12 protein-coding genes are annotated in these 12,427 nt (G+C 63.9%); 4 read left to right on the top strand and 8 right to left on the bottom strand.

Annotated elements, in window-relative coordinates; genetic code table 11:
* Window positions 1–26 precede the first annotated feature (26 nt).
* Window positions 27–1,700, top strand: a complete 1,674-nt coding sequence (treA, locus tag P0D96_RS17230; RefSeq protein ID WP_408314480.1) for an alpha,alpha-trehalase TreA — start codon at window positions 27–29, stop codon at window positions 1,698–1,700.
* Between the two features lie 124 nt (window positions 1,701–1,824).
* On the top strand, window positions 1,825–2,412 hold the full coding sequence (locus tag P0D96_RS17225; protein ID WP_408180953.1) for an alpha-ketoglutarate-dependent dioxygenase AlkB family protein: 588 nt from the start codon (window positions 1,825–1,827) through the stop codon (window positions 2,410–2,412).
* A gap of 15 nt (window positions 2,413–2,427) precedes the next feature.
* On the opposite strand, the gene P0D96_RS17220 is transcribed toward P0D96_RS17225, so the two are convergent.
* The 5 genes from P0D96_RS17220 to P0D96_RS17200 all read right to left on the bottom strand — a co-directional run bounded on the left by P0D96_RS17220 (window position 2,428) and on the right by P0D96_RS17200 (window position 6,426).
* Window positions 2,428–3,147, bottom strand: coding sequence for a carbonic anhydrase (locus tag P0D96_RS17220; RefSeq protein WP_408180954.1), 720 nt, complete (start codon window positions 3,145–3,147; stop codon window positions 2,428–2,430).
* 122 nt (window positions 3,148–3,269) lie between these two features.
* Window positions 3,270–3,905 carry a carbonic anhydrase gene (locus P0D96_RS17215; RefSeq protein WP_408180955.1) on the bottom strand — a complete coding sequence of 212 codons (636 nt, stop codon included), beginning with the start codon at window positions 3,903–3,905 and terminating at the stop codon, window positions 3,270–3,272.
* Window positions 3,906–4,258: 353 nt separating this feature from the next.
* Window positions 4,259–4,567, bottom strand: a complete 309-nt coding sequence (locus P0D96_RS17210; protein WP_132377319.1) for a DUF4148 domain-containing protein — start codon at window positions 4,565–4,567, stop codon at window positions 4,259–4,261.
* A gap of 145 nt (window positions 4,568–4,712) precedes the next feature.
* Window positions 4,713–5,864, bottom strand: coding sequence for a porin (locus P0D96_RS17205; protein WP_408314478.1), 1,152 nt, complete (start codon window positions 5,862–5,864; stop codon window positions 4,713–4,715).
* A 295-nt stretch (window positions 5,865–6,159) separates the two neighbouring features.
* Entirely contained in the window at window positions 6,160–6,426 is a 267-nt protein-coding gene (locus P0D96_RS17200) for a DUF1488 family protein (RefSeq protein WP_132377321.1), read from the bottom strand.
* Between the two features lie 215 nt (window positions 6,427–6,641).
* Here P0D96_RS17200 and P0D96_RS17195 point away from each other — a divergent pair, with 215 nt between their 5' ends.
* Window positions 6,642–8,135, top strand: a complete 1,494-nt coding sequence (locus P0D96_RS17195; RefSeq protein ID WP_408290708.1) for an MDR family MFS transporter — start codon at window positions 6,642–6,644, stop codon at window positions 8,133–8,135.
* A gap of 75 nt (window positions 8,136–8,210) precedes the next feature.
* Here the strand turns inward: P0D96_RS17195 and P0D96_RS17190 are convergent, their stop codons facing one another.
* From P0D96_RS17190 to P0D96_RS17180, 3 genes are all read right to left on the bottom strand, one after another.
* Window positions 8,211–9,335, bottom strand: coding sequence for an alpha/beta hydrolase family protein (locus P0D96_RS17190; protein WP_408314476.1), 1,125 nt, complete (start codon window positions 9,333–9,335; stop codon window positions 8,211–8,213).
* A gap of 2 nt (window positions 9,336–9,337) precedes the next feature.
* Window positions 9,338–10,231 carry an AraC family transcriptional regulator gene (locus P0D96_RS17185; protein WP_408314474.1) on the bottom strand — a complete coding sequence of 298 codons (894 nt, stop codon included), beginning with the start codon at window positions 10,229–10,231 and terminating at the stop codon, window positions 9,338–9,340.
* Between the two features lie 116 nt (window positions 10,232–10,347).
* A complete protein-coding gene (locus P0D96_RS17180; RefSeq protein ID WP_408180960.1) occupies window positions 10,348–11,235 on the bottom strand; it encodes a LysR substrate-binding domain-containing protein in 888 nt (295 codons plus the stop codon).
* Window positions 11,236–11,413: 178 nt separating this feature from the next.
* On the opposite strand from P0D96_RS17180, the gene speB reads away from it, so the two are divergent.
* On the top strand, window positions 11,414–12,391 hold the full coding sequence (speB, locus tag P0D96_RS17175) for an agmatinase (protein ID WP_408314472.1): 978 nt from the start codon (window positions 11,414–11,416) through the stop codon (window positions 12,389–12,391).
* The last annotated feature ends 36 nt before the right edge of the window (window positions 12,392–12,427 follow it).

Genomic DNA, 12,427 nt, shown 5'->3' with positions numbered 1-12,427 from the left:
CTGTTGTCCATTCCTCTGGAGGAGACATGATTGAGTCATCGCAATTGCGCAGCTTCGGGCGCGCCGACATCGCATCTCGCACCTCTTTCCGCACCACTGAATCCATCAGGCTGCACCGCATAGCGGCCGCTTCAAGCTTCGTTTTCCTGATCAGTCTCGCCGGCGTCTGCCACGCCGACACCCAGGTCGGCGGCACGCTTCCGCCCGCGCCCGACAAACTCTACGGCGACCTCTTCGTGGCCGTGCAAACCGCGCAGATCTATCCGGACCAGAAGACCTTCGTCGATGCAACGCCGAACGCCGATCCCGCCACGATCGTGCAGTTGTACGAGCAACAGAAGAACACTGCCGGTTTTTCGCTGGCGAACTTCGTCAACCAGTACTTCACGCCGCCGAGCGAGCCGGTCATCACGCCGCCCGCCAACCAGACGCTGCGTGAACACATCAACTGGCTATGGCCCGCACTGACCCGCACCACCACGAGCGCGCCACCCAACAGCTCGTTGATCCCGTTGCCGAAACCGTATGTGGTGCCGGGCGGCCGGTTCCGCGAAGGCTACTACTGGGATACCTATTTCACGATGCTGGGGCTGCAGGAATCAGGCAACGAAAATCTCGTCGACGACATGCTCGACAACTTCGCGTACGAGATCAAAACCTTCGGCCACATTCCAAACGGCAATCGCACGTACTACCTCGACCGTTCACAGCCGCCGTTTTTCTCGCACATGGTGGAACTCGCCGCGAAGGTGGAAGGCCACGGCGTCTACCAGAAGTACCTGCCCGCGTTGCGCAAGGAATACGCGTACTGGATGCAGGGCGAGAACACCACGCAACCCGGCTCGGCCACGCGCAATGTCGTCGTGATGCCGGATCGCACGGTGCTCAACCGCTACTGGGATGAGCTCGACACGCCGCGCGACGAATCATATCTGGAGGACATCCAGACCGCGAAACAGGCGAGCGGCCGCAATCCGAACGATGTCTACCGCGAATTGCGGGCGACCGCCGAAAGCGGCTGGGATTTCAGCTCGCGCTGGTTCGGCGACAACATGACGCTCGCGACGGTGCGCACCACGTCGATCATTCCGGTCGACCTGAACAGCCTGATGTTCCACCTCGAGATCACCATCGCCAAGGGTTGCGGCGAGACGCGGGATTTCCGCTGCGTCGGCGAATTCGCGCAACGCGCCGCGAAGCGTGCGCTCGGCATCAACCGCTATCTGTGGAATCCCAACGGCTATTACGGCGACTATGACTGGCAGCTCGCCAAACCGCGCGACAACAAGACCGCGGCGATGGTGTTTCCGCTGTTCGTCGGCGCGGCGTGGCCGGATCGCGCGCTGAAGACGGCGAAACAGGTGCAGTCGACCTTGCTGCAACCCGGCGGCCTCGTCACGACGACCTACAACACGACGCAGCAATGGGACGCGCCGAACGGCTGGGCGCCGCTGCACTGGGCGGCGCTTCAGGGCTTGAAGCGTTATGGCCAGGACGCGCTCGCCCAACAGATCGGCACGCGCTTTCTCACCGACGTCAAAGGCGTCTATGCGTCCGATCAGAAACTGGTCGAGAAATACGTGGTGGAAGGCGCGGGAACGGGCGGCGGCGGCGGTGGCGAATATCCGTTGCAGGATGGCTTCGGCTGGACCAATGGCGTGACGCTCAAGCTGCTCGACCTGTATAGCCCAGGCGAGTGAAGCTGCACGAAGGGCGGTCGTGCGGTCGTGGCAGGTCATGAATACTGTATAAAAACACAGTATAATGATTTGCCCGAGCCGCCCTTCGTTTTCTGACCGGCGGCGCCCAGCCCACGTCGGAATCATGGTGTCCCAGCAAGCCCTCTTCGCGCCCGAGCCCGTCGCTCTCCTCCATGACGAGGAAGGCGGCATCCGCTATCTACCCGAGTCGATCCCGGCCGACACGGCCCAGGCGTGGTTCGAGGCGGCGCTGCGCAATGTCGGCTGGCTCAGTCAGCAGCGCATGATGTACGAGCGCGAGGTCGCCGTGCCGCGTCTGCTCGCCACCTTCGCGCGCGAAGCAGACGATCTGCCCGCGCCGTTGGGCGAAGCATTCGAAGCCGTGCGCGCGCTCGTGGGCGCGCCGTTCAATCGCGTCGGTCTCAATCTCTATCGCGACGGCAGCGACAGCGTCGCGCTTCACAGCGACAAGACAGAGAAGCTGGTGCCCGCCCAGCCGATTGCCATCGTCTCGCTCGGCGCGACCCGGCGCATGTCGATCCGGCCCAAGGCTGGCGCCGGTGCCGGACGAATCGTGCATGTCGAACTGGAGCCCGGCAGTTGTCTTGTCATGAGCTACGCGTCGCAATTTACCCATGAGCACGGCATTCCCAAACTTGCGGGCATGACGGAGCCGCGCATCAGCCTCGCGTTTCGATGCTTCAGCGGCTGACGAGCGAGAAGCGAGTCAGAGCAGCGTGACCTTGCCCGTCGCCAGATCGTAAACGCCGCCGACAATCTTGACCCTGCCGCTCTTCACGTATGGCCCGATGAGCGGTCTGGATACGATCAGCCGGTTGGTATTCAACTTGACGTTTTCGATCGTGGCTTGCTCGACGAGATCCTCGCCGTGGCCCACTTTCGCCAATTGCACGGCGGGTTTGAGCGCACGGACCAGTTCCGGCAGATGGCCGGGCAAACGCGTTCCGTCCTTCAGCGCCTTGACCGTGGCGGTTACCGCGCCACACTGCGTGTGCCCGAGCACCATGATAAGCGGCACGCCGAGAATCTCGACGCCATACTCGAGGCTCGCGAGAATATCGTCGTTGACGAAATTGCCTGCCACGCGCACCACGAACAGATCGCCCGGCCCCTGATCGAAGGCGAGCTCCGGCGCGACCCGCGAATCCGCGCAGCCGACGATGGCGGCAATCGGATACTGCGCCGAGACACGCGCCGCGCGGTCAGCGGAATAGTCCTTGTTTGAAGGGGTATTCGCGGCGTAGCGGGCGTTGCCCTGCATCAGGCGGTCGAGCGCTTCAGCAGGTGGAATCGAATTCGGCGCATTGCCGGACGCGGGCTGCGCCGCCACGGCAACGTGCCGCGACAAACCCGCCAGCGTGATCGACGACGCACCAGCCAGCAGCAGATTGCGCCGCATGGGGGAAGACAGATGACGGCCCCACATGGCTCGCCTCCTATGTCATGAGCAACGCCCCAGCGGTGCCGTTCGAACGGGCATGAGCCGTGAAAGTTGGTCGCGCACGCGACGCCTCATCGTGCGCCTCTCACGTTCAAACATCAATCAAGTTAGACGGCGTAAATGTCCGGGTTGTCCGCCAGCGGCAAAAACTTGCCGGTAGATCCGTCGAGCGCGAGCATCGCACCGCTTTCGATATCGAAGATCCAGCCGTGCAGCCGCAGCGTTTTGTTCGCGAGCCCGACTGCCACCGACGGATGCGTGCGAATGTTCGCAAGTTGCGCAATCACGTTGTCTTTGACCAGGGCTTCGAGACACTCCGCGTCCGAATGGTAAGTGCGTGATGCGTTGATGGCCTTGGCCGCATCCGCGTGACGCAGCCAACCCGCCACCGCCGGCAGATGGTCGAGGTTTTTGCACGTCGAGATCGCCGTCATCGCGCCGCAATTCGAGTGGCCGCAAATCACGATATCGCGAACACCCAATACAGCCACCGCGTACTCGACGGTCGCCGACACGCCGCCCGGCTCCGGACCATAAGACGGCACGATGTTGCCCGCATTGCGGATCACGAACAGCGAACCCGGCTCGGTCTGCGTCAGCAGCTCCGGCACGACACGGCTGTCCGAGCACGTCACGAAAAGCGTACTGGGACTTTGCGCCATCGACAAACGCTTGAACAATGCGCTCTGCTGCGGAAAGACTTCTCGTTGAAAGCGGATGAAGCCTTCGATGATTTCCTGCACGGTTGTTCTCCAGATAAATCAAAGAATGAGCCTGCGGTGCCCGCGACAATACGAAAGCCGGGAGCACGCAGGCGATCTATTCGCGCGACTATACCGCAGCCGCAACCACGAACTCGACGAACCTGCAGGCGCGAGCAGCAACGAGGCGCCTTCATCACGACATCTTCATGCCTCACTGAAGCGCAACAAAAAAAAGCCCCGGCTGTTACCAGCCGGGGCCAACTCTCTCGCTCGCACACCGGAAACCGTGCGTGCATGACTACTTTACCGATACCGACGAAGCCTATCTATACGCCGCGCTGGAAGAGTCCTTTCCAACGTGGCCCAACACACACTACGTCGGGCCCGTCGAATCAACGGCTATACATTGCGTTCCAGTCCGCTGCGGACACAGCCGGGCGGCCACTTTGCGACGAACCCACCACGCTGCCGCCATAACCGCTGGTCTCGCCGTTGCGCGCGGCGACGCGCGCTTGCGCGGCCTGAATCGCTTCCGGATAACGCGTCTGATCGCCGTCGCCGACGTGATAGCCGGCCTGTTGCAGTTGAACCAGTTCCGCGCGCACCTGCTCGCGCGTGATGCGGGAATTCGATTGGGCGAATACGGTGGCCGAAGCAGCCAGCGATGCAACGATAACGACGGCCTTGATCAGGGACTTCATGATGGAAACAACCTCCGGGAATTGATGGTCAGCGACACTTCGAATCACTCTCCGTGCAACCAGTGAACTCAATATAGGCGCCGATTCCTCAGAGAATAATTGCCGCCCGTCGAAGGGATTGTTCCTGAATCTGGAGAAATCACGCTTAGAAGCGCGTGCGGATCCCCACCGTGCCGACCACCTGATTGCCCGTCGACGACGCGCCGCCCGCCGTGTTGATAAACGCGGTGTAGCCCTTGCCGCTCACGTGCTGGTACATCGCTTCGGCATACACGTCGGTGCGCAGCGACAGCGCATAGACGGCCTGCAGGTTCACCTGATTCCATTTCGGATCGGAGCCGAAGCTCGACGTGCCGCTCACATGCGCGTTCGTATACGTGTAGGCCACGCCGAGACTCAGCGCCGGCGTCACGGTGTACTTGCCGTTCACCTCGTAGTTGTCGAAGCGCATCGAACCATGCGTGGCGCCGAACGACGCGGTGTTCTGGAACTGGCTATGCGTATAGACGAAGCCGGCCGTCACGGGACCGAAGCCATAGCTCAACGCAGCACCGGCAGTGCGTTGCACATCGGCGCCGAGCTGGAAGCCGCCCGTGCCGTTGGCCGCGGATTCGCCGAGATCGATCGCGCCGGCCGTATTGGTAGTCGAGTTCGAACCGTTGATCTGCAAATAGCCTGCAGCCGCCTTGAACGGACCGTTGGCATAGCTCACGCCGGCGCTATAGGCACGATTGACCGCAAAGTCCGTGTTGTTCGAAAACGCATACATCCCGCCGAACTTCAGACCGGCATAATTCGCGCTCGTGTATTTCACGGCGTTGCTCATGCGCACAGAGTGGTTCAGATTGTCGTTGTCGAACGGATGCGCGAACCCGGTATCGCCGAAGGTGCCCGCCGTGCCCGAGAGCGGCGCGACGAAGTCGACCAGCGAGTCGTACTGGCGGCCGAGCGTGAACGTGCCGTACTGCTTGCTGCTCAAGCCGACGAATGCCTGACGGCCGAACAGCCGGTTATTCTGGCCGAGCTTTCCGTTCTGCACGTTGTAGCCGTTCTCCAGCACGAAGATCGCCTGCATTCCGCCGCCGAGATCCTCGGCGCCGCGCAAGCCGAAGCGGCTGCCGTTGATGTTGCCGCTCGTCGCCTGAACCAGCGGACCCTGCGAGTTGCCCTTCTTCACGTTGTTGGTGTACATCACGCCGGCGTCGATGAGGCCGTACAGCGTGACCGAACTTTGCGCATGCGCGGTGGCGGCGGCGAGTCCTGCGAACGCCGCGACCGCGGCGGAAATCTTTTTCACGTCAATGCTCCTGCGTAGCTGAAATGTCAGGTTGAACAGCGACGCGAGTATAGAAACGCGGGCATCGAAAACGAATGCCCGTGGCCTGGAGCAGTCCTTTATGGAATCTGGAAGAATCGGTCATCTAAACGCAGCAATCGCGATGCGCTGCGCTTTGACGAGGTGTTTTGGAAGGTAAAGACGCGCGACGATGGGTGTGCGCGAAGTGAACGGGTTGCGTGTGAACAACAACCGTCGAGTGGCTTGCGAGCCCGGCGCGCGCGCCGGACTCATCGTCAATCAGAAACCGGGCCGCTCAGGCCCTGTTGAAATCGCCAGTCTCGAGTTCCACGGACTGTCCCCCGTTTTTTTCGAGGACCCGGCGTGTAGCGTTTTCAATCCGCGTGCGATTCGCCTCGAAGGTATTGACAAGGTTGTGGGCCGATGGGCCGTCGTTGCCGAAATGGTCGTTCAGCGCATCCAGCGACACGCTACACCAGACGTCGGCCCCGTCGACATTGGCTTCGAAGGCGACGCGTGCCGCTGCTACGACTTCACGGCGTCCGGTGAATTCGATCCTCATGATGACCCTCCATTTGTCGAAAGAAAGCTTCGAACGCGCAAACGCTGTGCCAAGGCGGCGTGGTCCGCAAGGCCGCCCAGGGTCAGCGCACATTCTCAGCAGGGTGCATACTCGACACCGGCCGTCCTCGTACGGTCGTGCTGATGCGTCACGGTGTGCCCGCTTTTGGCCACGCCGCCCGACGTGCCTTATATCCTAATACTAACTCCTGGCCCATGTCCCGCAACCCGCAATCGTCGCGTCCTCTCGTCATTGCCGCCGTGATGGCGTCCATGGCGATGGTCGCCATCGAAGCCACCATCGTTTCCACCGCCATGCCTCAGATCGTCGCGCAACTCGGCGATCTGCATCTGTACAGCTGGGTCTTCTCGTCGTTCCTGCTCACCCAGACCGCGATGACCGTGGTCTTCGGCAAACTCGCCGACCTGTATGGCCGCAAGCCGATCGTGCTGGCCGGCATCGCGATCTTTCTGATCGGCTCGGTGCTGGCCGGCTTTGCCTGGTCGATGCCGGCGATGATCGCGTTCCGTCTGATTCAGGGCGTCGGCGCGGGCGCGATCCAGCCGGTCACGCTGACCATCGTCGCCGACCTCTATCCCGCGCGCGAACGCGGCAAGGTGCAAGGCTATCTCGCGAGCGTCTGGGCGATTTCGGCGGTGGTGGGTCCGATGGTCGGCGGCTTCATCATCCACAACATGTCGTGGGCCTGGATCTTCTGGATGAACGTGCCGATCGGACTCGCCTCCGCGGCCGGCTTCATCGCGTTCCTGCGCGAATCGGAACGGCATGCGCGCCCTTCGATCGATTTCGGCGGCGCGGCGCTGTTCATGGCGGCAATCGCCGCGCTCATGATGGCGCTCACTTACGCCGGCGACGACCAGGTCGCGCAAGCCTCGATGGCGGGCGGAGCCTTCGTGCTGTGCGTGCTGCTGTTCGTGTGGCAGGAGCGCCGCGCGGCTGAACCGATGATCTCCTTCGCGCTGTGGAGCCGCCGGCCGATCGCCGCCTGCAACGGCTCGACCTTGCTGTCCGGCATGATCCTGATGGGCGCCACCACGTTCCTGCCAATGTACGTGCAGGGCGTGCTGCATCGCTCGCCGGTGATCGCCGGCCTCGCGTTGACGATGATGATGGTGGGCTGGCCGACCGGCGCCACGTTCGCAGCGAAGTCGTTTCATCGCCTCGGCTTGCGGCGCATTCTGATCGGCGGCAGCACGTTCATTCCGCTCGGCGCGGTGCTGCTGCTGTTCCTGTCGCCCGGCGGCTCGCCGCTCGTCGCCGCGTTCGGTTCGCTCATCATGGGCTTCGGCATGGGCACGTCGAGCGTCAGTTCGCTGGTGCTGATTCAGGAGATCGTCGGCATGGGCGAGCGCGGCAGCGCCACCGCGTCGAACCTCTTCTCGCGTAATCTCGGCAGCACGTTGGGCGCGACGCTGTTCGGCGCGGTGCTCAACTTCGGGCTCAGTCATTCGAATGGCGCGGCCGCGGTCACCTCGGATCAGTTGAGGGCGCTGCTGCAGAATCAGGCCGTCAATCTCGGCGAGAGCGACATGATCCGCGCGGTACTGCATCAGTCGCTGCACCTCACGTTCATCTCGCTCTTCGTCATCGCGATCTTCGTGGTCGCGCTGCTGTTGTTCGTGCCGTCGATCAGCATCGGGGCGGAGAAGAAGATGCCGCTCGAGGCGTTGTCGCCGCTAGAGGATTGACATGCGTGGTGAGCACGGCGCCGCACTGCGCGCTGCCACGCTCGGTTCGATAGCGCGGCGGCGCTGTTGCTAGCGTCAGCGCGCGGGCAACGTCGCCGCGAAAAAGCGGATCGCCCGATCAGCAGCCAGCGCATGCACCGCATCACGATCGACGCCCGGCCCGTCCTCGCAGATGCCCGCGAGATGCGCGACCACATCGGCGAGACACGTATCCAAGAATGTGTAGTGCGACGCGCCCGGCACCATCTCGACATGCGCTTTGGGCATCAAGCCCGCGATGCGGTGAATGTTGGTGGCCACGGGCGCGGTGACGTCGGCCTCGCCCGCGAGCAGCGAGACTGGAATCGTCACGTCGGCGAACGTGGCGCTGTCGAAGGCTTCACCGAGCGCGGGCGCAATGGCGAACACGGCTTTAACGCGTGGATCGCGATACGATGCGCCGGACCGTGCGCGCGACGCCTTGGTTTCCGGCGAAAGATCGTCGAGCGTCAAGGGCGCCGCGCCCGATGCGTCGCTGATCCGCGCCGCCTCTGGTGGATGGCAGATGGCGTCGGCCTGGGGTGACGTGCAGAAGCGCTCGAACGCCTGCAGATTGGTCCGCGCGCCCGCCAGTTCGAGCACCGTGTAACCGCCCAGCGAGAACCCCACCGCGCCGATCCGCTCGCGGTCCACATGCCGGCCGAGCATCGGATCGGCGAGCACGCCGTCGAGCACTTCGCTCGCGTCGGTGGCGCGCTCCCACCAGAGCATGAAGCCGTCGCGGGTCAGCGGCGCCGCCGCGGTGTTACCCGGATGATTGGCGCCCGCCACGATATAGCCTTGCGCGGCGAGCGCCGCGGCCAGCCAGTCGAGACTGTCCGCGGTGCCGCCCGTGCCGTGCGAGAGCACCAGCAACGGGTAGCTTGTGCGCGCGGTGGAGAGCGGCGCATCGTCGGCGGCGGCGTGGCCGCGAAAGATCGGATGACCGGGCGCGCCGATCTCGCGCGGCGTCTGCGGCACCGACGTATCGACCGGATACCAGATGCGCGTCACCAGCGCCTCGGTCTTCGCCCCGCGCCAATTGCGGGCTACGGCGGGATGAAACACCCGCGTGGTCTCGCCCACATGCAAGTCGACCTGATCCGCCGACGCGGCACCCGCCCAGCACAACGCCGCCGCACACGCCAGCCTGGCGATGACGGCACAACTCACACGAAACATGGTCAGTCCTTGCGGATTGGAATCATCAGGTCGGTCACGCACGTCTGCTGCAAACCGGCGACCAGTGGACTGCGATACAACTCGAGCGCGGGACGCCGGTCGCGCAGAAAGCCGCTTTGCGGCAGCCAGCCGCCGTAAAGTGCGCGAAAGGTCGGTGAGATCAGCGCATACGGGCCGATCAGCCGATGCACCGCATACAGTCCGCCTTCGAGCCGCAAGGGTTCGACGGCGTCGTCCATCTCGACGGCCACGGCATGCGGCCCCGTGAGAATCGCCGCGCGATAGCTGAAGCTGTCCTTTACCGCGGGATCGCGCACGCAGATGCCCACGCGCTGATCCATCGCCGCGTTTTCGTCGCAATGCAGCATCGTCATGAGCGAGCGAAAGGTCTGGCCGATGGTCGCGACCGGCCCGTCATGCCGAAGACTGAGCACGTCGAACGGCGCGATCTCCGTGAGTTCGACGGCAGGCAACGCCGGAACCGGGACGTTGCTCCGTGACGCGGCGAGCGGTGCGTCCGCCGACCTGCCCGTGCATGGCGCCGCCAGACGTTTCTGGCGCGCCTTGAACTCGCTCGGCGAAACACCGGTGAAGCCGCGAAACGCCCGCGCGAAAGCCTGCGGGCTGTTGTAGCCGGCATCGTGCGCGACCGTGGTGACCGACGCGGCGGCATCGGTCAACCGTTGCGCCGCTTGCGCAAGCCGCAGGCGTTGCACGGTCTCCACGACGCTTTCGCCCGTCAGCGCGCGGTAGACGCGATGAAAATGAAACGGCGACAGATGCGCCACCGCGGCGAGGCTCTCCAGCGTGTGGTGCGCGCCGGGTTCGAGCAGAATCGCCTCGACCACGCGGGCGATCCGTCGGCGGTAGTCACGTTCGGTGCTGGGCTTCATCATGGCGCTAGGATAGCGGCGTCGCTGCCGCAAGACGGTGCAGAGCTTGCGAAATTTTAGGCGGCGCGTGCCATGTGATGTTTCACACTCATTCCCGTTCGGGTCGGCAGCCCGTTCGGTCAAGCTCCGGCGCGGCATTGCGCCATCATCCACGCATGAACCGCATCCACCGCGGCCGAGCGCGCCGGCTGCGCGGAGCGCATCAAAAAGAGCGGCGCGAGCGCGAAGCCCGGCACTTGCGGCAGGACTTCGACGCGGCCGCTTGTCAGCGCGTCGCCCGCGTCGAGTCGCGACACCATCGCGATGCCCGCTTCCTGTTCCGCAGCGGCTACGAGAAAACGTGGATCGCTGACCGTCATCGCCCGGCGTGTGCGCAAGCCGCCGCGCTTCAGTTCGGGCAGCCACGGCGCCCATTCGGGATGCGCCTCGTGAACCAGCAACGGCGCCTGCGTCAGCACCCCGGGAAACGGCGCGTCGCGCAGACGGCGCGCCGTCATCGGTCCGCAGATCGCCACGGCCGCTTCTTCGAGCAACGGCTCGCACACGACTTCGGGCGTACGGATCGCCTTCGCCGACACCACCAGGTCGACATCCACACGATCGATCTCGTTGACTTCCTCGCCGGTCACGAGCCAGAGCTCCAGATTGGGCAAGGCCTCGGCGAACGCGCCCATGCGCGGCATCAGCCAGCCTGAAGCGAATTGTGGCGCGCACACCAGAATCACCGAATCCGGATTGCCGTACGGCTCGATGCGATCGCGCCCGTCGGCAAGCGTGGCGAGCGCCGTCGCCACGGTTTGCGCGTACAGCGTGCCGGCGGCCGTCAGCGCCACGCCGCGGCCGATCCGGCGAAACAGCGGCTGCCCGGTCCACTCCTCGAGTTGCTGGATCTGATGGCTGATCGCCGATTGCGTCAGCGCCAGTTCCTGCGCGGCGCGCGTGAAGCTGCCGAGCCGCGCGGCGGCGTCGAAGGCGAGCAAGGCTTGCAAGGGCGGAAGTCTGCGCATCGTTCGGTCAGGGTCAGATATTAGATATTTCGATACTTCCAGCAAGATTCTTCGCTTTTCGGCGGAATTTTTCCCCGCAATCATAGACCCAGTTGCCCATCCCTCGTAATTGCGGTTCTGCAGATATGAAAAATATTGGTGTGATGGGCACCCCATAAAACCGATTGGATTACTCCGCATGACCTTGAATCTGAACGCGCCGCACCCGTATCTGAAAAGCCCCGGCCAGGACGGCGGCCAGCCTGCCGCTCCAACCTACGCGGGCGTGCTGTCCTTCATGCGCCGCCCCTACTCGCGCGACCTCAGCGGCGTGGACGTGGCCGTGTCGGGCATTCCGCTCGATCTCGCCACGACCTTCCGCCCCGGCACGCGCTTCGGTCCGGCGGGCGTGCGCGCCGCCTCCGTACAACTGGCGGAACTCGGCGCATTTCCGTGGGGCGTCGATCCTTTCGACCATTTGAACGTGGTCGACTACGGCGACTGCTGGTTCGACGCGCACAACCCGTTGGGCATTCGCGACGCGATCATCGCGCACGCCCGCGGCATTCTCGCCACCGGCACGCGCATGCTGACGTTCGGCGGCGACCACTACATCACGTATCCGCTGCTGGTCGCGCACGCCGAGAAATACGGCAAGCCGCTGAGCCTGATCCATTTCGATGCGCATTGCGACACCTGGCCGGACGACAACCCCGATTCGCTGAACCACGGCACGATGTTCTACAAAGCGATCCGCGAAGGGCTGATCGATCCCGCGCGTTCGGTGCAGATCGGCATTCGCACCTGGAACGACGACTTCATGGGCGTGCGCATTCTCGACGCGCCGTGGGTCCATCGCAACGGCACGCAAGCGACGATCGACGAAGTGCTGTCCGTCGTCGGCAGTGCGCCCACTTACCTCACCTTCGACATCGACTGTCTCGATCCCGCCTTCGCGCCCGGCACGGGTACACCGGTGGCAGGTGGCCTGAGTTCGGCGCAGGCGCTGGAGATCGTGCGCGCCCTGGGCGCCGTGAATCTGATCGGCGCGGACGTGGTGGAAGTGTCGCCGCCGTACGACCACAGCGACGTGACCGCGCTCGCCGCGGCGCATCTCGCCGCGGACATGCTGTGCCTGATGCGCAATCAGAAGCTGCAACGCCTCGCGCGTCAATAGGCGCGCCCTCGCCCCGTTGAACCCTTTCCGGATGAG

The sequence above is a fragment of the Paraburkholderia sp. RL17-347-BIC-D genome (assembly GCF_046027915.1).
In the GTDB taxonomy this organism is placed as follows: domain Bacteria; phylum Pseudomonadota; class Gammaproteobacteria; order Burkholderiales; family Burkholderiaceae; genus Paraburkholderia.
The sequence above is the reverse complement of the archived record's forward strand: the minus strand, read 5'-3'. Positions and strand labels throughout refer to the sequence as shown.

Excerpts from the sequence above, each read along its gene's own strand:
- P0D96_RS17210 (WP_132377319.1), bottom strand. The coding sequence starts at position 4,567 with ATGAAGTCCCTGATCAAGGCCGTCGTTATCGTTGCATCGCTGGCTGCT.
- P0D96_RS17185 (WP_408314474.1), bottom strand. The coding sequence starts at position 10,231 with ATGATGAAGCCCAGCACCGAACGTGACTACCGCCGACGGATCGCCCGC.
- P0D96_RS17225 (WP_408180953.1), top strand. The coding sequence starts at position 1,825 with ATGGTGTCCCAGCAAGCCCTCTTCGCGCCCGAGCCCGTCGCTCTCCTC.
- P0D96_RS17220 (WP_408180954.1), bottom strand. The coding sequence starts at position 3,147 with ATGTGGGGCCGTCATCTGTCTTCCCCCATGCGGCGCAATCTGCTGCTG.
- P0D96_RS17195 (WP_408290708.1), top strand. The coding sequence starts at position 6,642 with ATGTCCCGCAACCCGCAATCGTCGCGTCCTCTCGTCATTGCCGCCGTG.
- P0D96_RS17200 (WP_132377321.1), bottom strand. The coding sequence starts at position 6,426 with ATGAGGATCGAATTCACCGGACGCCGTGAAGTCGTAGCAGCGGCACGC.
- P0D96_RS17190 (WP_408314476.1), bottom strand. The coding sequence starts at position 9,335 with ATGTTTCGTGTGAGTTGTGCCGTCATCGCCAGGCTGGCGTGTGCGGCG.
- treA (WP_408314480.1), top strand. The coding sequence starts at position 27 with ATGATTGAGTCATCGCAATTGCGCAGCTTCGGGCGCGCCGACATCGCA.
- speB (WP_408314472.1), top strand. The coding sequence starts at position 11,414 with ATGACCTTGAATCTGAACGCGCCGCACCCGTATCTGAAAAGCCCCGGC.
- P0D96_RS17180 (WP_408180960.1), bottom strand. The coding sequence starts at position 11,235 with ATGCGCAGACTTCCGCCCTTGCAAGCCTTGCTCGCCTTCGACGCCGCC.